The following is a 25642-nucleotide window of genomic DNA, read 5'->3' as shown; positions in this document are numbered from 1 at the left end:
GCCCTCGACGGGCGTGAAATCCGGATGCCGTCATGGTAACAGGGCCGCCCTCCATCGTCCGCTTTCCCTCACCACCCCACCCGGCAGCGGGACGGGTTCAGGCGTCGGGAAGTGTGCCGTCGCGGGGATCGAAGGGCGCGTCCAGGGACCTGGCGAGCTCGGCGATGATGTCGGCGATCTGAGGCTCGACGTACTGCTGGACGGCCTGGGAGATCCGCAGCCGATGACCCACCAGGATGCGACAGACCTCTCGGCCCACCATCGTGGCGTACTCGTCGGCGAGTGCGACCTCCTGACGCAGGGCGACCTTCTCCTCCTCGCTGAGGGGAGGAAGCGCCGGCACATCGGCATCCACCTCCGCGGCGAGTCCTGCGACGGTGAAGAGGAACGGCGCGCCCGGCTCCGGGTCGGGATCCAGCGGCATGCCGTCGAACTCGGGTTCGAGGTCATCGCCCGGCCGGTAGCGACGCGCTCGGTTCCGCGCGGCCTGCTGGTCCAGCTCCGCCTGGAGCATCGGCAGATTGCGGGCCGTGTACTCCCCCACCGCCGCGTCGATAACGGTCTTCATGCGTGTGGAGATGCCGTGCTGCACGCCGTGGGGAACATCGGTTCCGAGCCCCGCGGCCAGCAGGATGGGAGAGCCGAAACAGCGCTTGCACACCGCGGTGCGTCCACGATGGCTCTGCGGGTGCCACCGGGGCACCCAGCGCAGCCATGCGTCCACCGCATGGCTCACCTGCGCCTCGAGCTCCCGCTCCACGATCCCACCGTAGGGCAGGAAGCGCCGATCCGGACGGATTCGCGTCCGGATCTGCACGGAGCCGAAGCATCGCGGGGGTCCCGAGCTCCCGAAGCCCGTGGCGGATCACGCCGCTGCTTCCCGACTCGTCGCCGCCCGCCGCATCCACTCCCCGCCTCGCGCGCGCCCGGCCATGCGGGTCCGGTCGCCTACTCGTCGTCGTCGTGCTTCTCCCACGGCCACTGCGGCGTACCGGTGCCCGCACGGAACCCGACGACGGTGAGCGCTCCGGCGAGGAGGCCAGCGAGGAAGACGAGGACGCTGTATCCGCCGAGCACCAGGTGGGACGCGACGGCTGCGGCGGCGCCGGGAACGGTGAAGAGCACGGCCACGGACACCGCCAGCAGGTGCACGGCAGAAGCCAGCACCGCGGCGAGCGCGGCAGCCCCCAGTCCCGGGCGGTTCAGCGAGCGCGCGAGGAGGGTGCCCGCGAAGGCGATGGTCCCCGCGGCGATACCGATCACGGCCGGAAGCGGACCGAGCCCGGGTGCCGCGATCACCTCCGTGTCTGTGGCGTAGCTGAGCGCACCGAAGCCGACGATCACCAGCGCGACGAAGACGACCGCGCCCAGCCCCGTGTAGATCAGGGGCCGGGCGCGGTTCGTGTCAGTCATCAGCTGGCGAGCTGGGGACCCGCGTCCAGGATGCGCTGGAACTCCTCCTGCGCCTCCGCGTTCGCGGCGATCACCTTGCGGCCGCGGCGCGCGATCCATCCGCCGAACCACACCGGCAGCTCACGGCCGATGACGAGCGCCACCAGGCCGGGCACCGAGAACACCGAGGTGCGAGCGAGCTCCAGAGCCTGGGTCGGCGTGATCAGCCAGGGGTTGGCCGCGATGATCTGGCCCAGCACGTGGCCCGCCAGCGACAGCAGCCCCACGAGGAGGCCGAACACCACCCAGTACCCCCACTTGGCCGTGTTGAGGATGGCGCCGAGCAGCCAGAAGGCGAGGAAGAAGGTGGCGACCGGGATCCAGAAGCCGGGCGATGCCACCTCCGTCAGCGCGGCTGCACCGAGCGCATCGAAGCTGGTGAGCACCTCCCCGCCGCGCGGGAGCAGGGTCGCCGCCATGTAGAGGACCGCGAAGACGACGGTGGCGATGAGGCCAACGACACCCGCGAATGCACGGTTCCCGCGCTTGGCGGGCTCCTCCGGTGCCTGCACGAAGATCTGTGCGGGCCCCGCGGTGACGCCGGTGGCGGCGGGCTCGGCGACGGGCGTCGTGGCCGCAGCGGCTGCGGCAGCCGCGGGCGGCGTCAGAGCGGTGGTGGGCGCGTCGACGGCGGTAGTGGGCGCGTCCGCCACCGGGGACGGCAGGGAAGCCGCGGCCTCAACGACCTCGGGACGGTCGTACCAGGGCGTGTCGTCGTCGTCGTTCATCGCTGCGGCAGCGGCGCGGGCGCGGTCGACGTCGGATGCCACCGACGGCGCGGGCGCATCCGCATCGGGGGTGGTGCCGGAATCGGCGATCGTCGCGGAGTCAGCGGCCGTGCCGGCCTCAGCGGCTGCGTCGGTGTCGGCCTTCGCGGTGGTGCCGGCGACCGCGGCGTCGGCGGCTTCCTCGGCTGCGCGGGCGCTCTCGGTGGCCGCCGCTGCCGCTGCGGCGGCGTTCCAGGCCGCGCCGTCGGCCGGCGCGTCGGGGTCGGCGATGGCGTCGGGCGCATCCTCGTCCGCGAACGACGCGGGGGTGACCGCCGGCGTTCCGGCCGGGTGCGAATCGTCGGCAGGGGTGGCGTCGACGGCATCGGCCGTCGCGGGCTCGGCCGGCGCCTCATCGGGCGAGGGGGCCTCGGAGGTTGCGGCCGCACGGGCGGCGTCCACGTTGTCCGCCGCGACGACGGAGGCGGGGGCAGCCGGGGGCATGGGCGCGGCGGCGGGAACGACGCCGGCGTTGGCCGCGGCGATCTCGTCGGCGACGCTGGCCGCGAAGGCGGCGTCGTCGTCGGAGTCGGCCGCGGGGACAGCGTCCTCGGCGGCGGACTGCTCCTCGGCCACGGTGTCCTCGTTCAGATCAGCACCCGTGGTGGTCTCCTCCACGGGCTCGCCCGCGGCGTCCCCGGAGGGCGAGTTCGGCGTTTCGCTCATCAGACTTCTCCTCGACGTGCTGGACGGTGCACTCCTGCAGCGCATTCGTGCCTGCTGTGCAATTCAGGGTAGTGCGGGCCTCGGCCATTGGGCCTGAGGCTTGCCGTAAGTGCGCGGGCGACGTCGGCGAGTTCGTTCAGCCCTGGCCGCGCATGAAATCGGCGACGGCCTGCATCATCGATCCGATCCAGAGTCCGGCGGCGGGCCACATGGGCAGCGCGATCACGAACAGCACGATCACGACCGCGACGCTGAGCACGATGCCGATGATCATCATCGGCACGTTTCGTCCCCCGACTCGCCCCATACCCCCACGCTACGCTCCCGCGCCCATTCGTCCCAGACGCACACGCGAGAAACCCGAGCAGGACAAGGGGTGGGCGGAAACGCCGCAGGCCCCCGGCGGGAAGCCGGGGGCCTGCGGTTCACCTCATGCTCAGTTGTAGGTACCGGGCGTGGTGAAGTTGTCGTCCGTCGAGAAGCTGTCGAAGTCGACGTAGCTCAGGTCGTCGCCCGAGTACGCACCGTCCGACGCGAAGATGCGGTTGGGGTACCGCTCGCTCTTCGCCTCCTCCGTGGCCTCGACCACGACGTTGCGGTACTTCGCAAGTCCGGTTCCGGCGGGGATGAGCTTACCGATGATGACGTTCTCCTTGAGGCCGACGAGCGGGTCGCTCTTGCCCTCCATGGCCGCCTGCGTGAGGACGCGGGTGGTCTCCTGGAAGGAAGCGGCCGACAGCCACGACTCCGTCGCGAGCGACGCCTTCGTGATACCCATCAGCTCCGGACGGCCCGACGCGGGGCGCTTGCCCTCGGCCACGGCAGCACGGTTGAGGTCCTGGTAGCGACGCGTGTCGACCATCTCACCGGGCAGCAGGTCGGTGTCGCCGTGGTCGACGACGGTGACCTTGCGCAGCATCTGGCGCACGATGACCTCGATGTGCTTGTCGTGGATCGGCACACCCTGCGAGCGGTACACGCCCTGCACGCCGCCGACGAGGTACTTCTGCGCGGCACGGGCACCCTGCACGCGCATGACCTCCTTCGGGTCGAGCGTGCCGACCTGCAGCGCCTGACCGACCTCGATGTGCTGTCCGTCCTCGACCAGGAGCGTGGCACGCTTCAGGACCGGGTAGACGTACGGCTCGTCACCGTTATCGGGCGTCAGGATGACCTTCTTCTGCTTCTCGGTCTCCTCGATGGTGATGCGACCGGTCGCCTCGGCGATCGGGGAAGCACCCTTCGGAGTACGAGCCTCGAAGAGCTCCTGCACACGGGGCAGACCCTGGGTGATGTCGTCAGCAGACGCGGAACCACCGGTGTGGAAGGTACGCATCGTCAGCTGGGTACCGGGCTCACCGATCGACTGGGCGGCGATGATGCCGACGGCCTCACCGATGTCCACGATCTTGCCGGAGGCCAGCGAACGGCCGTAGCACTGCGCGCACACGCCGACGGCGGAGTCGCAGGTCATCACCGAGCGGACCTTGATGTTCTCGACACCGGCCTCGATCAGCTTGTCGATGAGCACGTCGCCGACGTCCTCACCGGCGGTCGCGATGACCGTGCCCGCAGCATCGACGACGTCGATGGCGAGGGTACGGGCGAACACCGAGTTCTCGACGTTCTCGTCGCGCACCAGAGTGCCGGTCGAGTCCGCCTTCGCGATGACGTAGTCCAGACCCTTGCTCGTGCCGCAGTCCTCTTCGCGGATGATGACATCCTGCGAGACGTCCACCAGACGACGGGTCAGGTAACCCGAGTCGGCGGTGCGCAGAGCGGTGTCGGCCAGACCCTTACGGGCACCGTGCGTCGCGGTGAAGTACTCGGCCACCGACAGACCCTCGCGGTACGAGGAGATGATTGGACGCGGCATGATCTCACCCTTGGTGTTGTTCACCAGGCCTCGGATACCAGCGATGTTACGGATCTGCAGCCAGTTACCACGAGCACCCGACGACACCATGCGGTTGATGGTGTTGTCCTCGGGGAAGTTGGCGCGCATCGCCGCCTGCACCTCGTCGGTCGCCTCGGTCCAGATCTTGATCTGCTCCTGACGACGCTCGGCGTCGGTGACGAGACCCTTCTCGTACTGGCCCTGCACCTTGGAGGCGAGCTTCTCGTACTTCGAGATGATCTCGGCCTTGTTCGGCGGGGTGAGGATGTCGCTGAGCGCGACGGTCACACCCGAACGGGTTGCCCAGTAGAAGCCGGCGTCCTTGATCCGGTCCAGCGCAGCGGCGACCTCGACCTTCGGGTACTCCTCGGCCAGCTTGTTCACGATCTGCGACAGCTTGCCCTTGTCGGCCTGCTCGCGGACGAAGGGGTAGCCCTTCGGCAGCGTGTCGTTGAAGGTGACCTGACCGAGCGACGCATCCACGAGACCGTGGGTGTCGTAGCCCTCCGGGGCGTCACCCTCGAGGAACGTCAGACCCGGAATGCGGATGCGGACCTTGGCCTGCAGGTCGAGGGTCCCCTCGTCCTTGGCCATGATCGCCTCAGCGACCGAGCCGAACGCGCGACCCTCACCGAGCGCACCCTCCTTGACCGTGGTCAGGTGGTGCAGGCCGATGATCATGTCCTGCGAGGGCAGGGTGACCGGACGACCGTCGGACGGCTTCAGGATGTTGTTCGACGCCAGCATGAGCATGCGGGCCTCGGCCTGTGCCTCCACCGACAGCGGCAGGTGCACAGCCATCTGGTCACCGTCGAAGTCAGCGTTGAACGCGGCGCACACGAGCGGGTGCAGCTGGATGGCCTTACCCTCGACGAGCTGCGGCTCGAAGGCCTGGATACCCAGGCGGTGCAGCGTGGGGGCGCGGTTCAGCAGCACGGGACGCTCGCGGATGATCTCCTCGAGCACGTCCCACACCTCGGGGCGCGTGCGCTCCACGGCGCGCTTGGCGGCCTTGATGTTCTGCGAGTGACCAAGGTCGATCAGGCGCTTGATCACGAACGGCTTGAACAGCTCCAGGGCCATCTGCTTGGGCAGACCGCACTGGTGCAGCTTCAGCTGCGGGCCGACGATGATGACCGAACGTCCCGAGTAGTCGACGCGCTTTCCGAGCAGGTTCTGGCGGAAACGACCCTGCTTACCCTTCAGCATGTCGCTGAGGGACTTCAGGGCGCGGTTGCCGGTACCGGTGACGGGGCGACCACGGCGGCCGTTGTCGAACAGCGCGTCGACGGCCTCCTGCAGCATGCGCTTCTCGTTGTTGACGATGATCTCGGGGGCACCGAGGTCGATCAGGCGACGGAGGCGGTTGTTGCGGTTGATCACGCGGCGGTACAGGTCGTTGAGGTCGGAGGTCGCGAAGCGGCCACCGTCCAGCTGCACCATCGGACGCAGCTCCGGCGGGATCACCGGGACGACGTCGAGCACCATCGAGGCCGGGGACATGCCCGTGGCCAGGAACGAGGAGACGACCTTGAGGCGCTTGATCGCACGGATCTTGCGCTGGCCCTTGCCCTCGGAGATCTGCAGGCGCAGCGACTCCGCCTCAGCGGCGAGGTCGAACGTCTCCAGGCGCTTCTTGATGGACTCAGCACCCATGTAGGCCTGGAAGTACTGACCGAAGCGGTCCTGCAGCTCGTGGAAGACGTCGTCCTCCGGCTTCAGGTCGCCCACGGACAGCGTGCGGAAGTCCTCCCACACGCGCTCCAGCTTGGCGATCGCCTCGTCGGTGCCCTTGCGGGTCAGCGACATCTCCTTCTCGGCGGCGTCCTTGACCTTCTTCTTCTGGTCTGCCTTGGCACCCTCCGCCTCGAGAGCGGCGAGCTCCTCCTCCAGCTTGCGCAGGCGGTCGGCGATCTTCGCGTCGCGACGGTCCGCCAGAGCCTTCAGCTCGAGGCGGATGTTGCCCTCCTGGGTCGCAAGGTCGCGGTGACGCGCTTCCTCGTCCACCGAGATGACCATGTACGCGGCGAAGTAGATGACCTTCTCGAGGTCCTTCGGCGCCATGTCCAGCAGGTAGCCGAGGCGCGACGGAACGCCCTTGAAGTACCAGATGTGGGTGACGGGTGCAGCGAGCTCGATGTGGCCCATGCGCTCGCGACGGACGGAGCTCTTGGTGACCTCCACGCCGCAGCGCTCGCAGATGATGCCCTTGAAGCGGACTCGCTTGTACTTACCGCAGGCGCACTCCCAGTCGCGGGAAGGACCGAAGATCTGCTCACCGAACAGACCGTCCTTCTCGGGCTTCAGGGTGCGGTAGTTGATCGTTTCGGGCTTCTTGACCTCGCCGTGCGACCACTGACGGATGTCGTCAGCAGTTGCCAGGCCGATGCGAAGCGAATCGAATGTGGTGGCGTCGAGCACGTGTTCTCCTGTGTCGATTCTGAAATCTTGTGGTGGTGGAGGGATCTGACCGCGGGTCAGATCTCTTCGACCGAAACGTTCTCGAAGCGGCTCGAGATGTTGATGCCGAGCTCTTCCGCGGCGCGGAACGCCTCATCGTCGGTGTCGCGCAGGTTGACGGGCTGGCCGTCGGCGTTGAGCACCTCGACGTTCAGGCAGAGCGACTGCATCTCCTTCATGAGCACCTTGAAGGACTCGGGGATGCCGGGCTCCTGGATGTTCTCGCCCTTGACGATCGCCTCGTACACCTTGACGCGGCCGAGGATGTCGTCGGACTTGATCGTGAGGAGCTCCTGGAGCGCGTATGCCGCACCGTAGGCCTCGAGGGCCCACACCTCCATCTCACCGAAGCGCTGTCCACCGAACTGCGCCTTACCACCGAGGGGCTGCTGCGTGATCATCGAGTAGGGACCCGTCGAACGCGCGTGGATCTTGTCGTCCACCAGGTGGTGCAGCTTCAGGATGTACATGTAGCCCACGGAGATCGGCGCCGGGAACGGCTCGCCGGAGCGACCGTCGTACAGCGTCGTCTTGCCGGTGTGGTCGATCAGGCGCTCGCCGTCACGCGTGGGAAGGGTCGAGTCGAGCAGACCCGAGATCTCCTCCTCGTGCGCACCGTCGAACACCGGGGTCGCGACCTTCGTGCCGGGAGCGGCCTCGCGGGCCTCGGCCGGCAGGAGCTTCGCCCACTCCGGGTTGCCGTCGACCTTCCAGCCCTGCTTGGCGATCCAGCCGAGGTGAACCTCGAGCACCTGGCCGAAGTTCATTCGACCCGGGATACCGAGCGGGTTGAGGATGATGTCCAGCGGCGTTCCGTCGGCGAGGAACGGCATGTCCTCCACCGGCAGGATGCGCGAGATGACGCCCTTGTTGCCGTGACGGCCGGAGAGCTTGTCACCCGCGGTGATCTTGCGCTTCTGGGCGATGTAGACCACGACGCGACGGTTGACGCCCGAGCCGAGCTCGTCGTCGCCGTCCTCGGCGTTGAACTCCTTGACCGCGATGATGGTTCCCTGCTCACCGTGGGGCACCTTCAGCGACGTATCGCGGACCTCGCGGCTCTTCTCGTTGAAGATCGCGCGGAGCAGACGCTCCTCGGCGCTGAGCTCGGTCTCACCCTTCGGGGTGACCTTGCCGACCAGGATGTCGCCGGGGCGCACCTCGGCACCGATGCGGATGATGCCGCGCTCGTCCAGGTCCTTCAGCAGCTCCGGGCTGACGTTGGGGAGGTCACGGGTGATCTCCTCCTTGCCGAGCTTGGTGTCGCGGGCGTCGACCTCGTACTCCTCGATGTGGATCGAGGAGAGGGTGTCTTCCTTCACCAGGTCCTGGTTCAGGATGATCGCATCCTCGTAGTTGAAGCCTTCCCACGTCATGAAGCCGACGAGGAGGTTCTTACCGAGGGCGAGCTCGCCGTTGTCGGTCGAGGGACCGTCGGCGATGACCTCGCCGACCTCGACGCGCTCACCGGCGTTGACGATCACGCGCTGGTTGTAGGACGTGCCCTGGTTGGAGCGGTCGAACTTGCGCAGGTAGTAGTCCTGCGTGCCGCCCTCGTCCAGCTGCACGGTGACGCGGTCTGCGGAGACCTCGGAGACCACACCGGCCTTCTGCGCGGTGACCACGTCGCCGGCGTCGATGGCCGTGTAGCCCTCCATACCGGTACCCACCAGCGGCGAGTCCGAGCGCAGCAGCGGCACAGCCTGACGCTGCATGTTGGCACCCATGAGGGCGCGGTTCGCGTCGTCGTGCTCGAGGAACGGGATGAGCGAGGTCGCGACCGACACCATCTGGCGCGGCGAGACGTCCATGTAGCCGATCTCGTCGCGCGGGAAGAGGTCGACCTCGCCACCCTTGCCGCGACGGGCGAGAACGCGCTCGTCGGCGAAGGAGCCGTCCTTGTTCAGGACGGCGTTGGCCTGCGCCACGATGTAGTCCTGCTCCTCGGCGGCGGTGAGGTAGTCGATCGTCTCGGACACCTTGCCGTCGATGACCCGGCGGTACGGCGTCTCGATGAAGCCGAACGCGTTGATGCGCGCGAACGACGCCAGCGAGCCGATCAGACCGATGTTCGGGCCTTCCGGCGTCTCGATCGGGCACATACGGCCGTAGTGCGACGGGTGGACGTCACGGACCTCGACGCCCGCACGCTCACGAGACAGACCACCGGGGCCCAGGGCCGACAGACGGCGCTTGTGGGTCAGACCCGCGAGCGGGTTGTTCTGGTCCATGAACTGCGACAGCTGCGAGGTTCCGAAGAACTCCTTGATCGCGGCGACGACGGGGCGCACGTTGATCAGGGTCTGCGGCGTGATGGCCTCGATGTCCTGCGTGGTCATGCGCTCGCGAACGACGCGCTCCATGCGGGACAGACCGGTGCGGACCTGGTTCTGGATGAGCTCGCCGACCGCGCGGATGCGGCGGTTGCCGAAGTTGTCGATGTCGTCGACGTCGATGCGGATCTCCGCGGGCTTGCCGCCGCGGACACCCTCGTAGGAGGTCTCACCGGCGTGCAGGCGCACCAGGTACTTGATGGTGGCGACGATGTCCTCGACGGTCAGGACCGACTCGGTCAGCGGTGCGTCCAGACCGAGCTTCTGGTTCACCTTGTAGCGGCCGACCTTGGCCAGGTCGTAGCGCTTCGGGTTGAAGTAGAAGTTGTCCAGCAGCGCGCGGGCGGCCTCGGCGGCGACCTGCTCGCCCGGACGGAGCTTGCGGTAGATGTCGCGGAGCGCGTCCTCCTTGGTGAGGATGGTGTCCTTCGACAGGGTCTCCTCGATGGAGGGGAAGCCGGCGAACTCGGCGAGGATGTCCTCGCTGGTGAGGCCGAGCGCCTTGAGGAAGACGGTGACCGACTGCTTGCGCTTGCGGTCGATGCGCACACCCACCTGGTCGCGCTTGTCGATCTCGAACTCGAGCCAGGCACCGCGGGAGGGGATCACACGGGCGGAGACGATGTCCTTGTCGCTGGTCTTGTCGGGGGTCTTGTCGAAGTAGACACCCGGGGAACGCACGAGCTGGGACACGACGACACGCTCGGTGCCGTTGATGATGAACGTTCCCTTGTCGGTCTGGAGCGGGAAGTCGCCCATGAAGACCGTCTGGGTCTTGATCTCACCGGTCTGGTGGTTCATGAACTCGGCCTCGACGTACAGCGGAGCCGCGTACGTCTTACCGCGCTCCTTGCACTCCTCGATCGAGTACTTCTCGGGCTCGAGGTACGGGTTCGTGAACGAGAGCTGCATGGTCTCGCTGAGGTCCTCGATCGGGGAGATCTCCTCGAAGATCTCCTCCAGTCCGCTGACCTCGGGGACGTCGGTGCGTCCCTCAGCCTGCGCCTGCGCGACGCGAGCCTTCCAGTTCTCGTTGCCGACGAGCCAGTCGAACGACTCGACCTGCAGAGCGAGCAGGTCGGGGACGGTCAGCGTGTCGGTGATCTTGGCGAACGAGACGCGCTTGTGAGCGCGGCCGTTCTTGGGGTTGGTGGATGCGTTGCTCGCAGCTGCCAAGGGAATGACCTCCATGGGCCCCGGCCGGGCCTCGTGATTCCTTGTCGTGAGATTTCTCGCTCGCGTACATCCCCGAATTCCGAGCCGACCTCACGATCGGAGACACGGAAACAGCCGACCACCATATGAGGGCAGGAGGATGCGAGCGCAACTACCCACGATACACTCGGATTAGCGACACGTCCAGCGTTGATGCTTGAAGGTTCCTGAGACTCGGTGTATAACCACGCGCGGAGTCAGCCCGCCGTCATCCAACCCGACAGGATCCTCCGGAATTCCCCGGGCTGCTCGATCCACGGATAATGTCCGCAGTCTGCGATCCACGCCTGCTCGGCTCCGAGGGCCTGCGCGTAGGCGAGCGTCGGGCGCACGCCGCTCAGCATGTCCTCGGCACCGGCGACCACGAGCACCGGCGGGAGTTCGGCTGCGAGGATCTGCGCCGGTGCGTCGCCGGGGATCTCGGAGAACCAGCCGAGGGTCGCCGCCCGTGTGGTGGTGCCGACCCGTGCGTGCTGCTGCTCGAGCGCGCTCCAGTGCGCGTAGCCCAGCGGCGCCTCCTGCTGCAGCACGTCCTGGAACCCCGCCTCGGTGTCGGGCATCTCCGCCGGGGCGGCGAGCGCGTGGTCGATGATCGGATCAGCGCGGCGGGCGGCGATGTCCGCGATGTCGTGCTCGGTGCCGGTGAGCCACGACGCCGCCGGCGTGACGAGCACGGCACGGCGGATTCGTCCGGGGTGGCGCGTCATCGTCGCCAGTGCCACGCGCGTGCCCGCGGAGTGGCCGAGAACATCGAATCGTCCGAGCCCGAGGCGGTCGGCGATCGCGATGACGGCATCGGATTCGAGCCACCACCCGGGTGACGCATCGGGGCTCGCCGCCGTCCCGCGGAAGTGCACCACGATGAGCGGACGCACGCCGGCGATTCCCGCCAGGTCCCCGAGATACTCCGGCTCGCGACACGGACCGCCCGGAAGGACGATGACCGGCTCCCCCGCGACGCCACCGACGCGTTCGAAGGCGATGGTCGATCCGTCGGCGAGTCGCGCGTGTTCCACGGTGCGAGCCTACGCCGCCGGCGACAGATGCCCGGTGGCGGACGTTCGGAGCCGGGCGGGCACGGCGGTCGCGGGGGCGAGTGATGGCCGAAGTGCTCTCGCGCGAGGGTGGGGTGGGGTGTGGTGTGGTGCTCGCAGCCGTTGTCCAGGGTACGGAGGCGCTCACTCCGAGCACCCTCACGCGAGGTGTGGCGCTCCAGCCGTCGTCCGGGGGCGCGGGAGCGGTTACCGCGGCACCGGCAGGCGACGATGCGGCACTCCCGCCATCATCTCCAGGCACAGCAGGCGGTGCCCCCCGCGGCACCATCACGCGAGAGTGTGGCGCTCCAGCCGTCGTCCGGGGGCGCGGGAAGCATTGATCCCTTCCCGCACCGAGAGCACGGCGACCGGAGTCGACCAGGTCTGGGCAGGCTTGTTCAGCAGCCAGCCGTCGCCGATGGTGATCGCCGCGTGCTCGACGGCCCCGTCGGTGCCGCGCCAGACCAGCACTGTGCCGGGGTTGTCATCGTTTCCGCCGATGATGGTCGCCTCACGCAGCCAGCGCTCGAAGGGCTCCCGCTGCATCCAGGTGCTCGCAGCACCGTCGACGCCCGCCGCACCCATCACGGTACCGAAGCAGTTCGGCCCGCTGCGAGCCGGGAAGCGACCGGCGATCCGGCGCACGTCCGGCAGGATGGCTCGCGCCCGACGCCACGTGGCCTCCGAGACCTCGCCGTGCCGTGAATCCGGCCAGCCATCCTCGATCCAGCGAATGGTGCGGGCCGTGTCGCGATCTCGGCTGCGTTCGGGGTGCTTGCCGGGCCAGCGGTGCTTCGTGGGCTGAGCCGCCAGAGCCTCCCGGCTGAGCAGCCGGGCGCCCCGCTTGTCGAGCCACACGAGCGCCGTGCGCTCGGCGGAACCCAGGGAGCCGGCGGAACCCAGGGAGCCGGCGGAAGCCTCCGAGCCGGCGAAAGCCTCCGAGTCCGCGAAAGCCTCCGAATCGGAAGAATTCTCCGAGTCGCCGCTCGCCTCCGGGCCTGCGGCGGGGGGCGAGCCCTCCGGCATGCCCGCGACCGAATCGGCATCCCCGTCGTCACCCGCGGGCTCAGCCTCGATGGCGTAGACGCCAGTGCCCGCAACGGCATACAGCTGGAAGGTGTCACGCAGTTCCGGCGTCAAGCGCCGCGACCGCGCCACCCGCTTCACCGCTCGGGCTTCGTCCGCTGTGAGGAGGAAGGGCTGGACCTCAGGCATCGCCCAGTTCCGCCACCGCGCCAGTTGGGCATCGGTGACGCGGATGCCGAGCACCGTCGCCGTCATGGTCCCGAGCCTACCGGCCGGAACGTCACGCCCGCGCCGGTCTCAGAATCTGCGGTTTCGGCACGCTTCGGTTGCCGAAACTGAGACCATCCCACCCATGGGTCTCAATATCGGTACGGGACCCGGCCGCGAACCGCACCGGTTGAGACCAATCAGGATTCCGCGTGGATCTGCAGGGAGCGACCGTCCGGATCGGTGAGCTCAAGCATCGTGCCGAAGGTGGTGTCCACCCGCACATCGTGCCCAGCGGCTCGCAGCGTGGCGGCCAGCGTCTCAGGATCGCCCGTGGTCGACAGCGTGAGATGCACCTGCGCCCCCGGTGCGTCGGCGAGCAGCCGCATCGTCTCTTCCGGCCGGGCGATGTGCACCCCAACCGATCCGTGGTCGGCGCCGTACGCCACGAAGCTGTCATCGTCAGGGCTGCTCTGATGAAGTCCGAGCCGGGTCAGGAATTCGCCGTAGGCGCCCCGAGGATCTGTGAATCGCACGGGGCAGACGCCGATCGTCGGGTCAGGAAGAGCCTGCGACGTCTCATATCCGTAGAAGTCCTCCTGCTGAGCGTTGACGGTCACTCGGTCCCCGAGCGGGTCGACGATCTCGATCGAGCGCCCCCAGGCCTCATCCATCGGGGTGACGCCGAATCGCACAGCGAGGGCGTCCATGTCGTCGGTCTCGAAGGTGAGCTCAGTCGATCCCGCGGGTGCTCCGTTCGCCGCGTTCGCGGTCGCGTGCAGGAGCACGTCGCCGGACCCGGAGCGCATCACCGCCCATTGCGGCGTGGACACGACGGCGACGAGCCCCAGCTGCTCCAGCAGCATGCGCATCGCGGAGACATCATCGGTGAACCGGATGGCCTGCACAGTGACCGACATGATCACTCCTCCCCTGCGCTTCGTGCGCGATCCAGATACTCGCTGAGCGCCCGCTCCACCAGGGCCGACAGACTGGTCCCGTCGTCGATCGCGCGGTGCTTCACCGCCACGATCAGCGGGCGCGGCAGGTACACGTTGAACTGCGCCTTCGCCGGGTCTCCGCCAGCCCGCCGTTCGGTTGTCATGCTCGAATGCTAGCAATCTAGATACAAGAGCACAAGGCACCCGCCTTTCGTTGCGCGCACATGGCTGCTTCCGCGCCGATATCGGAGCCAATCGCGCGCTCTGAAACCGAACGTCAGCCGCGCAGGCGAAGGGTGGCACCGGGACGGAGCTGTCCGATCCGGTCGAGGTCCAGCACCACGCCGATCACCGGGTACCCGCCGGTGACCGGCCCGTCGGCGAGGAGGATGGTCGGAATGCCGGACGGCGGCACCTGGATGGCACCGGGGATCATCCCTTCGCTCGGGAGCTCCGCGCTGCCGCGATGTCGCAGCAACGGACCGTCCAGCCGCACGCCCACGCGATCGGCGGCCGTCGACGCCGTCCAGGTCTCGCCGGTCAGCAGATCCCACGCGCCGGGTTCGAGATAGTCCCGGCGCGGCCCGGGCACGACTCGTGCCTCGATGTGCTCCCCCGGCACGCGCCACGGGGCGAGGTCGACGAGGTGCAGCGGGAGAGGCGTGCGACCGACGGCGAGCTCGTCACCGGCCCGCAGCGGCTCCGGCCCGAGACCCGCGAGCGTGTCGGTGGAGCGCGAGCCGAGCACCGGGGGCAGCGCCAGACCGCCGCGCACCGCGACATAGGCGCGGATGCCGCGGGTGGCGATACCGAGTTCGAGGGGCTCCCCCGCGCGCAGCAGATGCGGTCGCCAGAGATCGATGGCCCGAGATCCGGCGTACACCGGGGTCTCCGCACCCGCGACCACGACCCAGTGATCGCGCGTCGCGCGCAGACGCAGCCCACCGAGCGGGACCTCGATCCCCGCCGCCGACTCCCGATTGCCCACCAGGCGTTGTGCGATGCGGTGGGACTGCCGATCGAGCGCACCCGAGGAGCCGACACCGACCGCGCGCAGGCCCGGCCGCCCAAGATCCTGCACGGTCGTGCCGGGACCGGCCGCTTCGATCCGCAGGCTCATGACATCTCCCGGAACCGCACACGCGCACCCGGAACGAGCAGAGCCGGGGGCGTACGATCCGGATCGAAGAGCGTGGCGTCGGTGACCCCGATGAGCTGCCACCCGCCGGGCGTCGCCCGCGGGTACACCCCGCTGAACCCGTCCGCGAGCGCGACCGACCCCCGCGGCACGCGGGTGCGCGGCGCGGCGAGCCGGGGCAGCCGGTAGGGCCAGTCGTCGGCGACGAGGTAGCCGAAGCCGGGTGCGAACCCGGTGAACGCCACCCGCCAGTGAGCGCGCTGGTGAGCGCTGATCAGCGTGTCGACGGCTACCCCGGCCGCCGCGGCCGCCGTGACGAGATCCGGACCGTCGTAGCAGACGTCGATCTCGACGAGGGGCGACGCATCGGCATCGTCGATCCTGCCCGCATCAGCCGCCGCGCGATCGATCCAGGCACGAACCGCCCCGGGCGCGATCGTGGACGAGTCGAAGCACACCAGCACCGTCGCCGCGGCGGGGACGACGTCGGTGACCCCGTCGGGAGGTGTTGCCAGCACGGCCCGCAGTGCCAGTACGTCCGCCGTCTCCACCAGCAGCGCCTCCGGCCCGAACGCGTGCACGACGAGCGGCGTCATCGGAGCCACGGGGCACGGATCACGACACCCGCGTCGGTCAAGGCGGCGCGGACGGCACGCGCCATCTCCACCGCGGCGGGGCTGTCACCATGCACGCACAGCGACGCCGGGTGGATCTCGACGAGGCTGCCGTCCAGCGCCGTCACGGAGCCGGTCACCACCATCTCGACAGCGCGGCGCGCAACCTCGGCGGGGTCATGCAGCAGATCCCCCGGAGCGCCCCGGGGCACGAGGGTGCCGTCCGCCTGATAGCCGCGATCGAGAAACGCCTCGGAGAAGAACGGCAGGCCGGCGGCAGCGGCGGCTCGCTGGATCTCGCCGTGCAGGCCCAGAACGGGCAGCGCGCGCCCGAGCCGCGCGGAGAGCTCCGTGACCGCCGCCACGACATCGGCCGCCTGCGTCGCATCGTGGACGATCTCGTTGTACAGCGCTCCGTGGGGTTTGACATAGCGGACGTCGGCACCCGCGGCGACCAGCCGGGTGAGCTGGCCCAGGATCGACGCGCGCAGGTCCGAGGACGACAGGTGCTGACGCGTGCGCCCGAACCCCGCACGGTCCGGGTACGCCGGGTGCGCACCGATCGCGACGCCGTGCTCGCGGGAGTGTGCGACCGACGCGCGCATCGACGCGTCGTCCCCGGCATGACCACCGCAGGCGATGTTCGCGCTGCTGATCAGAGGGAACATCGACGCGTCATCCGCCGTGGCGACGCCGTCGACCGTCTCGCCGAGATCGGCGTTCAGATCCACCGTGAACGCAGCCATTCCCTCACCCTACGGCGCTCGTCCCCATCGGGATCCCTGATGACGATGTCGCGAAACGAGGATCATGTCGCGAATCGAGGACCAAACCCGCTGTCTTCTCCTTATTAGGCGACATCCTCCTCATTTCACGACGCGACTTCGGCTCGGCCACAAGACGCCGGACGACGCAGCTCGCTCGCTCACACCCCATCGCTTCCGGCCGCGGCGGCCACGGATCACACGCACAACCGAAACGACGACGCAGCCCCTCCCAGGCTCGGCCACATCGGACCAGGATCACGCACCAACCCGACGACAACCGTCGCCGCATTCACCCCAGTTCGCGACAGCCGCCTCACTTAACGACACGAGCTCGGCCCGGCCACAAGACGCCGGACGACGCAGCTCGCTCGCTCACACCCCATCGCTTCCGGCCGCGGCGACCACGGATCACACGCACAACCGAAACGACGACGCAGCCCCTCCCAGGCTCGGCCACATCGGACCAGGATCACGCACCAACCCGACGACGACCGCCGCCGCTTCGCCCCAGTTCGCGACAGCCGCCTCACCTCACGACACGACTTCGGCCGGTACGTGGCATCGGAACACGCAGGTGAGGTCACCCGACCGCACCGCTCGCGGGCCGCATCGAAACGAGGAGCATGTCGTGAATCGAGGACAAGACCCGCCGTGGAGTCCTCGTTTCGCCACATTCTCCTCATTTCACGACACGATCCCAACCCTGCACCGGCCGCCCGCACCCCGCACACAATGGCAGGATCCGGAGGGCGAGTGGCGGAATCCGGCACGGCGGATGTCGGGGGCCCGCGACACCATGGATGAGTGAGCGCACGCACCCGAGACGGCCGCATCGGCCTGGTCGAAGGCATCGCCCTGTACATCGCCTCCGTGCTCGGCACGGGTCTGCTCGCACTCCCCGCGCTCGCCGCAGAGGCTGCGGGTCCGGGTTCGATCCTCGCCGTGACCGCCGTCATCGTGCTGGCGGTTCCGCTGGCGGGAACCTTCGCGGCGCTCGCGGCGCGGTATCCCGACCCCGGCGGGGTGGCCAGCTACGTCCGCCGCGCACTCGGGCCGACGGCGGCGCGCATGACCGGGTACTGGTTCATGTTCGGCGTGGCCGCAGGCGGCCCGGTGGTCGCGGTCCTCGGTGCCCAGTACGTCGCACTGACCGTGGGCATCGATGCGGGCGCGGTGCCGTGGCTCGCGCTCGCCTTCCTGCTCGTCCCCCTCGGGATCAACGCGTTCGGGGTGCGGACGGCCGGCGGTGTGCAGCTGGTGCTCACCGCACTGCTCGTGGGCGTCGTCGTCACCGTGGTGTGGGCTGCGGCACCGGCCGTGGATCCGCAGAACTTCACACCCTTCCTGCCGCACGGTCTCGGCGGGGTCGGCACGGCCGTGGTGCTGTTCGTGTGGGCCTTCGCCGGATGGGAGGTGGGTACCCACATCTCGGGCGAGTTCCGCGACCCCCGCCGCGCCGTCCTCCTCGGCACCGCGGTCACCCTCGTGCTGTCGGGGGCGTGCTATCTCGTGCTGCAGGTCGTGACCGTCGGCGCCCTGGGTGCATCAGCAGGCACGAGCCGTGCGCCGCTGCTGGATCTGGCCTCTCTCGCCGATTCACCGGTCGCGCGCCTGGCCGTCGGCGTGGTGGGCGGCATCGTGGCACTCGGAGTGTTGAACGCCTACCTCGCCGCCTTCGCCAAGCTGGGCGCCTCCCTGGCGGAGAACGGAGATCTCCCGCGCTGGTTCAGCGTCGGCGCGGGTGCCGGTGCCGTACCCCGACGGGCGCTCGCGCTCACCGCGGTCGTGATGACGGGCTATTTCGTCCTCGTGCTCATCGGCGGACTGGAGCTCGCGCCGTTCGTGCTCGTGCACACGTCCAGCATGACCGCAATCTACGTGCTCGGTATGATCGCCGCGGTCCGCATCCTGGAGCGCTGGAGCGGCGGATGGTGGATGGCGGTCCTTGCATCGGCGCTCAGCGCCGGCCTCCTCGCGCTGGCGGCGGGATCACTCCTGCCCGCCGTCGTGCTCGCTCTCCTGGCAGTGACCATCACGCTCGTGCGCCGGCGGCGCACCCGCACGTCGCGCACGGCGAGTTCCAGGCCCACCGCCGACAGTGTCCCAACTGAACCCGGCGCTCCGGCGTCCCTCTGACGCCACGCACACCTCCGACCCCACGCACACCTCCGACGCCACGCACACCTCGGACCCCACGCACACCTCGGACCCCACGCACACCTCCGCCCCCACGCACACCGTCGGACCCCACGCACACCGTCGGGCCGGGACCACACTTGCGTCACCAACGCACCTGATCCGACCGCTCGCCATCCCCCAGCACCCGACGCCGCACGCACCACCCCACACCGACACCACCACCGCCACCGCCACCGCCACCGCCACCGCCGAGTACACCGAAACCACCCGCACCCACGCACACACAACCGCATGATCGGACTCCGTCACGGTGCTCTGCTATCGTCGGGCGCGTTGCCGTGACGTCACCGGCGACAGGTTAAGGGGATCCGATGAGCTGGCTGTTTCGCAAGAAGAACGTTGCCGCACCGGTGCCGACGACCGATCCGGCGGATGTGGTCGTGCCGATGCTGTCTGGGCAGCAGTGGCTGGATGCCAACGCGGAGATCTTCGCCCGGATCCCGGATTTCCCGGCCGGCCAGCATCCGTTCGCGCAGCCGCTCGCCGGTGAGGTCCACGTCACGTACGCGATCGATCCCGGCCCGTCCTGGGAGATCGTTTCCATCGACGACGTACCGACGTACGGGGATGCCGACGCGCTGCGCGAGCGCGCGCTGTTCAACCTCGCCCGCCGGGGCGACATCGCCGTCGAGCGCGGCGGCGGACGCTACCGGCTGACGGTGCCGGATGAGATGGACCTGAGTGCTTCCGTGCTGCTCACCCCCGCCCGCTGGCGTGCGGCCGTCGAGCTCTCCGGCGACCTCGCCGTCGCGGTCCCCACCCGGATCCACGTGCTGATCTGCAGCGCGGACGACGCCGACTCGGTCGCCGCGCTGCGGGGATACGCGACGGAGCTGTTCGACCAGGCCGCCGCCAAACCCGTCACCACGCAGCTGCTGCGCCTCGACGCCGCGGGTTCGCTGAGCGTCCTCGTCTGAGGGAGCCCGTCAGGCCAGCGCCCGCCGCAACGCGGCGAGTGCGTCATCTGAGATGACGTGCTGGCGCTCACTCACACCGTCTGTCATCCGCGGGATCACCGTGATGCGGAGGTGGCTCTCCTCGTCGACGGCGTCATTGCCCGCCTCGGCAACAACGCCCTCCAGCGCGATGTTGGCGTCCTCGAGCGCCACGGCGACGTCGCGCGCGAGCATCATCAGCTCCGTCGCCTGCGCGTCGGAGAGCTCGGAGATGCGGCTCACGTGCGGCCGTGGCACGACGAGCACGCGACCGGGCGCGGGCGCGTTCTCATCCACGACGGCACAGGCGTAGGTGCGGACGGCGAGCACGGAAGATGCACGGGCACCGTCGGTGATCTCGCACAACGGGCAGTCGATCATCTTGCCTCCTCGATGCACCCGCGCGGCGGCACGGACGAACAATGTGGCCACAGCGTACGCCCTTCGCCCGTGCGGCGATCCAGAATTCCGCAGGAGTTCAGCTGCGCACGCGGTGGTGTCCGAGGTCCGCGCTAGTGTCGCGGCATGAGCGAAGAGCGCGTCGTCGAAGCACGGTTCACCGTCACCCTCACCCCCGCCACCGGCCTCGTTGCCGAGACCGGTCGGTTCGACATGACGAAGGAGTGGTCCGGCTCCATTCGGGGCACGAGCGACGGCGTGATGCTCTCGGCCGGTGATCCTCGCCTCGGCGCGGCCGGCTACGTCGCCCTTGAGGTGGTCTCCGGCTCACTCGATGGTCGCGCCGGCTCCTTCGCCCTGGCGCAACTCGGCCGCATGACCTCCGCGGGACAGCATCTCGACTGGGAGATCGTCCCCGGCTCGGGTACGGGCGACCTCATCGGGCTGGCCGGCACCATCGAGCTGCTCAGCGCCGAGGAGGTCCATCACGTTCGCCTGCGCTACTCGCTGCCCGGCTGACCCTCCCTGACACGCCGCGTTCCTCCGTCTCGCCGCGTCGACGCAGCGGCATGATCAACGCATGATCGTGGTGACGACGAATGAGATCCCCGGCTATCGTGTGGAGGCCGTGCTCGGCGAGGTCATGGGCCTCACCGTGCGCTCCGCCAACTTCGGCCAGAACTTCGTGGCTGGGTTCCGGTCACTGGGCGGCGGTGAGATGACCGAGTACACGAAGATCATGTACGAGTCACGCAACGACGTGATGAGCCGCATGATCGCCGATGCCCAGCAGCGCGGCGCCAACGCCATTGTGGCGATGCGCTTCGACACCGGAGACATCGCGCAGAACTTCTCCGAGGTGTGCGCTTACGGCACCGCCGTGGTCGTCAGCCCGATCCCCGGAGGGCAGCCGGGCGCCACCAGCCAGTCCGCGGGACAGGCCCAGCAGTAGCGAAACGGCACGTGGGCCGATCGGACATTTCCGACCGGCCCACGTCAGCTCTGGCGACGCGCCGTCGATCAGCGCGGCCTCACCATCGCGAATCGGCTGCCGACCCGCGATCGCTGGACGGGACGCCGGGTCATCTCAGCCGATGGCCTCCGCCACCGTGCGTCCGGCGAACGACGCCACCGACAATCCGGTGAGTCGGGCATCCTCCAGGCGCAGGTCCTCCGCGATCCAGTCCTCACCGAACCGCAGCGCGGCGATCGCACCGGCCACCGCTGGGAGCGAGGCGGCGTTGCGCGGCTGTGCCAGCACGCCCAGCATCAGCTCCTCTGCGGACTCCGCGGCGCTCACATGTGCGAGCAGGAAACCGAGCGTCTCCGGTGCAGCGATGGGATAGCTGTAGATCCAGTCCCCCACCTCCACGCTGAGCCGCCGTGCCCGATCCAGCGCGCCGCGCGCGCCGGCGGCCACGGCCAGGGAGGCTTCGGCCATACGACGCGACCAGGTCTGCGCCGGGAGCGCGTCCATCGCGGCGGTCACCGCGTCAGCGGCGTCGGCACCGGCGATGAGCGCGGTCGCGAGCTGGGCCGTGGCCTCTGCGCACCACACGCCGTCCAGCGCGTGCGTCACAGAGGCATCGGCGATGGCGGCCTCACGCGCGCCTTCGCCTCCCACGATGGCGACAGCGGCGAGGGCCCGCACCATGGCGATGTCATCGAAGTAGTGCGCATTGTCGTGGCCGGACTGCGGTGGCTGGGCTCCCGCGCGCAGATTCTGCAGCGCCAGCTTCGTGCCGATGCGGGATCGCACGGGCGGCTCGGTGTCCGCCAGCGCACGCCACTCCCGCAGCCCGAATCCCTGCGCGTGCTGGCGAGCGGAGAAGGTGAACCACTCCAGCGCCTCGCCCGGTCCCGGATGCAGCACGGCCGGCGGTGCCGCATGCGTGAACGGACGCGGCACGGTGGTGGTCCGCGTCTCATCGGCCAGGAGCGACAGGGTACGCACCCGCCCGACACGCTTGGGAGGCAGGGCGTACACACGATAGTCGGCGTTGAATGCAGAGGCTGCTTCTCCGGCGAGCACACCCCGGGCGATGGTGGCGAAGGCGTCGGTCACCGCGGGTCTCCTTCCACGAGCGCGGTCAGTCTGTCGGCCGCGTCCAGCGGGTGAATCCCCCGCGTGGATCGGATGCAGGAGCCCACGACGGGGCGAAGGCCCGCGACCCACTCCTGCGGGAACGCCTCGATGCCGGAGATCGCACCGGCGATGGTGCCGGCGATCGCGGCGGTGGTGTCGGCGTCACGGCCCATGTTCACCGCGAACAGAATGGACTCCGCCGCACGCCCTTCGGCGCGCAGCACGGAAGCCATCGCCAGGCCCACGGCCTCCGGTGCGAGGTCTGCCCAGTAGTAGTCCGCCACGGCGAGACGGTCGTGCAGCGCGATGGCCAGCGCATCGTCGTCCAGACCGGCGCCCACAAGATCGCGCGCATCCCGGAGGTTGCGCGCCGTCCAGCTGTCCGCGGGAATCGCGGCGAGCCCGGCGTCATAACAGGCGGCGGCGTCCGCACCGGTGAGGGCTGTCGTGACCGCCACCGACACCACGACTCCGGCCCAGATGCCCTCCGTGGTGTGACTGACCGCGCCATCCGCCTCGGCCAGGCGACGGGCGAGCTCGACGTCACCGGCGGCGACGATGCCGAGCGGACTCACGCGCATGGCAAGACCGTCGCTCCAGCCGTGCATGGTGTCGCCGCTCAGCGGCGGTCGCACGCCCCGACGGAGGTTGTCGATGGCGGCCATCTCGCTGAACCCGCCGCCCTTGAAGTCGTCGGCCTGCGGCAGCACGTCGGTGATCCAGGTCTCCGCGAAGTCCTCGGCCGTGGCCTTCACGCCGACGCGCTCGACGGTCTTCGCAGTGAGGAGCGCGTACTCCGTGTCGTCGCTGCCGGCCGGCTCCGGATCGAGGTATCCGGTGACGCGGCCGTGCTTGGCCTGGATCTCCTGTGCGGAGTAGCCCTCGACGGGCCGTCCGATGGCGTCGCCGATGGCGAGGCCCGCGAGCGAACCGCGAGCGCGCTCACGCAGGGTGAGGGAGGAAGTCATGTCAGGGCTCCTGTGTCGTGGGGATGAGGGCGAGGGTCCGGCGGGCGAGATCGTCGATCTGGACGCCGTGCATGCCGGGAAGACTGGTGGCGATGCGGTTCTGCAGAGGAGCAGTCCACTCCGGCGGAAGGGCGCGCTGTCCGAGCAGCCCGCCGAGCACCGACCCGACGGTGGCTCCGGCAGAGTCGGTGTCCCATCCGGCGATCACCGCGAGGGCGATACCGCGTCCGAAGTCCCCGTCGCTGCGCGCGAGCGCGAACGCGATCAGCGCGGCGTTGTTCACGGTGTGCACCCAGTGCAGATCGCCGTACCGGGCGTGCAGCTCATCCAGTGCGGCGGTGTCGTCCCGATCCCCCTCCCCGAGCTCTCGACCGTGGCGGAGCGCCGCGGAAAGATCACTCCCGTCCGGGACGACGCGTGCCGCGCTGTCCAGGACCTCGCCGACGTCGGCGCACACCAGGGACGCGGATGCCAGAGCTGCGGCCCACATGGCGCCCCACAGACCGTTGCCGGTGTGACTGAGGCGGCCATCCGTGTACGCCATGCGTGCCGCCTCGTGCAGATCGCCGGGGTTGACCCAGCCGAACACATCGGCGCGGATCAGCGCGCCGATCCACTCGCGGAACGGGTTGCGGACGCGCCCCGCTTCGTCCGGCGCGTAACCGTCGAGGAGGTTGCGGTACGCGATGCGCTCCGCAGTGAAGGTGCGCCCGGCGGGCAGGTCCGACAGCCAGGCCTGAGCGATGTCGTCGGTGGTGAAGGCCCGGCCCGACTGCTCCAGCACCCGGAGATTCAGCAGCGGATAGTTGAGGTCGTCGTCCTCCGGCATCCCGGTGATGTTCTCCTCGAGGGAGTTCACCGCAGAACGCCGGTTCCACGGCCAGCGCGCCGACACCTCTGCCGGAAGACCACGAGCGGTGAAGTAGGTCCGCAGCGGCCAGCGACCGGTAGCCCGAAGGATCTCTTCGATGCCCGCGCGCGGGATCTTCTCCACCGGCTTGCCGAGCAGGCACCCCGCCGCCCGGCCCGACCACGCACCGTGCACGCGGTCAGCGAGGTCATCGCCCACCGGTCGTGCCGGCAGCTCCGGCAGGAGGGCGGCCGTGTCCTCCCATCGCGGCGCGGCGGCTGCTGCCCGATCGTCGAGCTCGACCAGCAGATCGCGGGCCAGCGCGCGAAGCTGCTCCGGTGCGCGTTCGGGAGTCGCTCCGCCGCGCACGGGAATCAGCGATCCTCCGGCCCGCGCCCACCGATCGGCGATGTCATCGACATCGTGCCCCTCGGCACGCGACTGAACCAGTTCGTGCGCGACCAGGTCCTCGGGCTGCGCCCAGGTGAGCCGCATCAGAGCGATCCGCCGGCGACGGCGGTGAGGCGCCGGAGGTCTGCCTCGGCACGCGCGGCATCCTTGCGCATGATCTCCTCGGCGACGGATGCAAGACGATCCGCATGCTCCGAGAAGTCCATCCGGCTGGCTTCGGCGATGGCGTCGAGCCAGTCATCGGCGATCACAGCCATGCCGCCGATCCCGCCCGCGATGCTCCCGGCCATCGAGGCGATGGAGTCCGAATCGCGGCCGTAGTTGACCGGTCCGAGGATCGTGTTGCGGAAGTCGCCCTCGTACGCCACGAGGAATCCGAGCGCCACCGGAAGTTCCTCGATCGACTTGGTGCGTGAGGGGATGCGCGCGTCCATCGCGGGCTGACGGTACGCGTCACCCACGGTGTCGAACGGGCGGATGGCGTCGCGCAGCGCCCGGCCGATGCTGTCATGGTCGCTGCCCCGCACGGCCCGGGCCGCCGCGACGACCGCCTCGATCGCGGCTCGTGTGCCGTCGTGCGCCAGGGCGATGCTCGCCTCCACCACCGCATCGACGCTCGAACCCGGCGACACCGCGGCGGCGACTGCGGCCGCGAACACACCCGCGGCCTCGCGCCCGTAGCTGGACTGGTGCGCGCCGGCTGCGTCGATGGCCTCGGCGTAGGCCGCACGCGGGTTGCCCGCATTGACGACGCCCACCGGAGCCATGTACATCGCGGCGCCGCAGTTGACGACGTTGCCCACGCCGGCCTCACGGGGGTCGACGTGGCCGTACTGCAGCCGCGTGACCAGCCACTTCTCGGCGAGGAAGATGCGGTGGAGGATGATCGACTCGCGCTCGAACTCCGGGATCCACCGCACCTCGGTCTGCAGGCGCGGCACGAGCAGATCCGCGATCGCGAACGCGTCGATGTGATCGCGGTGCTCCTCGTACACGCGGATGAGCGCCTGTGTCATGAGGGTGTCATCGGTGATGTGCCCGTCGCCCTTGTGGTACGGGCTCACCGGCCGCGCGGTCTGCCAGTCCAGGTGGTACGGCGGCACGATGCCCTCGATCCGCCCCTGATATCGCTCGCGGATCGCCTCCGGGCTGAAGCCCTCCGCGGCTCCGCCCAGGGCGTCGCCGATCGCGGAGCCCGCCAGCACCGCGGCGGTTCGATCGTGAATCCAGTTCATGCCATTCCTCTCAGCGGGGTGGTGGGCCACGCGGGCCCACCA

22 protein-coding genes are annotated in these 25642 nt (G+C 69.3%); 4 read left to right on the top strand and 18 right to left on the bottom strand.

All coding sequences use genetic code 11. From position 1 onward, the window contains the following. Positions 1-97: 97 nt before the first annotated feature. The 13 genes from ACIQJ5_RS13725 to ACIQJ5_RS13665 all read right to left on the bottom strand — a co-directional run bounded on the left by ACIQJ5_RS13725 (position 98) and on the right by ACIQJ5_RS13665 (position 16496). Positions 98-760, bottom strand: coding sequence for a spermidine/putrescine ABC transporter substrate-binding protein (locus ACIQJ5_RS13725; RefSeq protein WP_231091520.1), 663 nt, complete (start codon positions 758-760; stop codon positions 98-100). A gap of 188 nt (positions 761-948) precedes the next feature. Then, positions 949-1413 (bottom strand): hypothetical protein, encoded by a 465-nt coding sequence (locus ACIQJ5_RS13720; RefSeq protein ID WP_402844779.1) that lies wholly within the window; start codon positions 1411-1413, stop codon positions 949-951. Further along, positions 1413-2885: a hypothetical protein gene (locus ACIQJ5_RS13715; RefSeq protein WP_231091518.1), complete on the bottom strand. Its 1473-nt coding sequence runs from the start codon at positions 2883-2885 to the stop codon at positions 1413-1415. Before ACIQJ5_RS13715 ends, ACIQJ5_RS13720 begins: the two co-directional genes overlap by 1 nt. A gap of 136 nt (positions 2886-3021) precedes the next feature. Then, positions 3022-3192: a hypothetical protein gene (locus ACIQJ5_RS13710; RefSeq protein WP_231091517.1), complete on the bottom strand. Its 171-nt coding sequence runs from the start codon at positions 3190-3192 to the stop codon at positions 3022-3024. 129 nt (positions 3193-3321) lie between these two features. Further along, complete coding sequence (gene rpoC, locus ACIQJ5_RS13705; protein WP_231091516.1) at positions 3322-7203, bottom strand: DNA-directed RNA polymerase subunit beta'; 3882 nt, start codon at positions 7201-7203, stop codon at positions 3322-3324. A gap of 56 nt (positions 7204-7259) precedes the next feature. Next, the gene (locus tag ACIQJ5_RS13700) at positions 7260-10751 is read right to left on the bottom strand and encodes a DNA-directed RNA polymerase subunit beta (RefSeq protein WP_231091515.1); all 3492 of its coding nucleotides are present in this window, start codon (positions 10749-10751) and stop codon (positions 7260-7262) included. A gap of 236 nt (positions 10752-10987) precedes the next feature. Beyond that, complete coding sequence (locus tag ACIQJ5_RS13695) at positions 10988-11806, bottom strand: alpha/beta fold hydrolase (protein ID WP_402844776.1); 819 nt, start codon at positions 11804-11806, stop codon at positions 10988-10990. A 306-nt stretch (positions 11807-12112) separates the two neighbouring features. After that, the gene (locus tag ACIQJ5_RS13690) at positions 12113-13105 is read right to left on the bottom strand and encodes a hypothetical protein (RefSeq protein ID WP_402844774.1); all 993 of its coding nucleotides are present in this window, start codon (positions 13103-13105) and stop codon (positions 12113-12115) included. A gap of 152 nt (positions 13106-13257) precedes the next feature. Then, complete coding sequence (locus tag ACIQJ5_RS13685) at positions 13258-13977, bottom strand: hypothetical protein (RefSeq protein WP_402844772.1); 720 nt, start codon at positions 13975-13977, stop codon at positions 13258-13260. Positions 13978-13979: 2 nt separating this feature from the next. After that, a complete protein-coding gene (locus ACIQJ5_RS13680; protein ID WP_231091511.1) occupies positions 13980-14162 on the bottom strand; it encodes a ribbon-helix-helix domain-containing protein in 183 nt (60 codons plus the stop codon). A gap of 113 nt (positions 14163-14275) precedes the next feature. Next, positions 14276-15118 carry a biotin-dependent carboxyltransferase family protein gene (locus ACIQJ5_RS13675; RefSeq protein ID WP_402844770.1) on the bottom strand — a complete coding sequence of 281 codons (843 nt, stop codon included), beginning with the start codon at positions 15116-15118 and terminating at the stop codon, positions 14276-14278. Next, positions 15115-15732 carry an allophanate hydrolase subunit 1 gene (locus tag ACIQJ5_RS13670; RefSeq protein ID WP_402844894.1) on the bottom strand — a complete coding sequence of 206 codons (618 nt, stop codon included), beginning with the start codon at positions 15730-15732 and terminating at the stop codon, positions 15115-15117. The genes ACIQJ5_RS13675 and ACIQJ5_RS13670 overlap by 4 nt, the downstream gene beginning before the upstream one ends. Then, on the bottom strand, positions 15729-16496 hold the full coding sequence (locus ACIQJ5_RS13665; protein ID WP_402844768.1) for a LamB/YcsF family protein: 768 nt from the start codon (positions 16494-16496) through the stop codon (positions 15729-15731). Before ACIQJ5_RS13665 ends, ACIQJ5_RS13670 begins: the two co-directional genes overlap by 4 nt. 825 nt (positions 16497-17321) lie before the next feature. Between ACIQJ5_RS13665 and ACIQJ5_RS13660 the strand changes: the two genes are divergently transcribed. Continuing rightward, positions 17322-18653: an APC family permease gene (locus tag ACIQJ5_RS13660; protein WP_402844766.1), complete on the top strand. Its 1332-nt coding sequence runs from the start codon at positions 17322-17324 to the stop codon at positions 18651-18653. Between the two features lie 374 nt (positions 18654-19027). Further along, a complete protein-coding gene (locus ACIQJ5_RS13655; protein WP_231091507.1) occupies positions 19028-19633 on the top strand; it encodes a hypothetical protein in 606 nt (201 codons plus the stop codon). A 9-nt stretch (positions 19634-19642) separates the two neighbouring features. On the opposite strand, the gene ACIQJ5_RS13650 is transcribed toward ACIQJ5_RS13655, so the two are convergent. Continuing rightward, positions 19643-20083 carry an HIT family protein gene (locus tag ACIQJ5_RS13650; RefSeq protein WP_231091506.1) on the bottom strand — a complete coding sequence of 147 codons (441 nt, stop codon included), beginning with the start codon at positions 20081-20083 and terminating at the stop codon, positions 19643-19645. Between the two features lie 93 nt (positions 20084-20176). Between ACIQJ5_RS13650 and ACIQJ5_RS13645 the strand changes: the two genes are divergently transcribed. Then, complete coding sequence (locus tag ACIQJ5_RS13645; RefSeq protein WP_402844763.1) at positions 20177-20569, top strand: DUF3224 domain-containing protein; 393 nt, start codon at positions 20177-20179, stop codon at positions 20567-20569. Between the two features lie 61 nt (positions 20570-20630). Continuing rightward, entirely contained in the window at positions 20631-21002 is a 372-nt protein-coding gene (locus ACIQJ5_RS13640) for a YbjQ family protein (RefSeq protein WP_402844762.1), read from the top strand. Between the two features lie 135 nt (positions 21003-21137). On the opposite strand, the gene ACIQJ5_RS13635 is transcribed toward ACIQJ5_RS13640, so the two are convergent. The 4 genes from ACIQJ5_RS13635 to ACIQJ5_RS13620 are packed head-to-tail and all read right to left on the bottom strand — an operon-like array spanning position 21138 to position 25600. Continuing rightward, positions 21138-22115, bottom strand: a complete 978-nt coding sequence (locus ACIQJ5_RS13635) for an ADP-ribosylglycohydrolase family protein (protein ID WP_402844760.1) — start codon at positions 22113-22115, stop codon at positions 21138-21140. Continuing rightward, positions 22112-23104: an ADP-ribosylglycohydrolase family protein gene (locus ACIQJ5_RS13630; protein WP_231091502.1), complete on the bottom strand. Its 993-nt coding sequence runs from the start codon at positions 23102-23104 to the stop codon at positions 22112-22114. The genes ACIQJ5_RS13635 and ACIQJ5_RS13630 overlap by 4 nt, the downstream gene beginning before the upstream one ends. Before the next feature lies 1 nt (position 23105). Next, entirely contained in the window at positions 23106-24449 is a 1344-nt protein-coding gene (locus tag ACIQJ5_RS13625; RefSeq protein ID WP_402844758.1) for an ADP-ribosylglycohydrolase family protein, read from the bottom strand. Beyond that, positions 24449-25600 (bottom strand): ADP-ribosylglycohydrolase family protein, encoded by a 1152-nt coding sequence (locus tag ACIQJ5_RS13620; RefSeq protein ID WP_402844757.1) that lies wholly within the window; start codon positions 25598-25600, stop codon positions 24449-24451. Before ACIQJ5_RS13620 ends, ACIQJ5_RS13625 begins: the two co-directional genes overlap by 1 nt. Positions 25601-25642 lie beyond the last annotated feature (42 nt).

The sequence above is a fragment of the Microbacterium sp. GXS0129 genome (genome assembly GCF_044769785.1).
Classification (GTDB): Bacteria; Actinomycetota; Actinomycetes; order Actinomycetales; family Microbacteriaceae; genus Microbacterium; species Microbacterium nymphoidis.
Note: the sequence above shows the minus strand (reverse complement) of the source record. Positions and strands in the feature narration are given on the sequence as shown.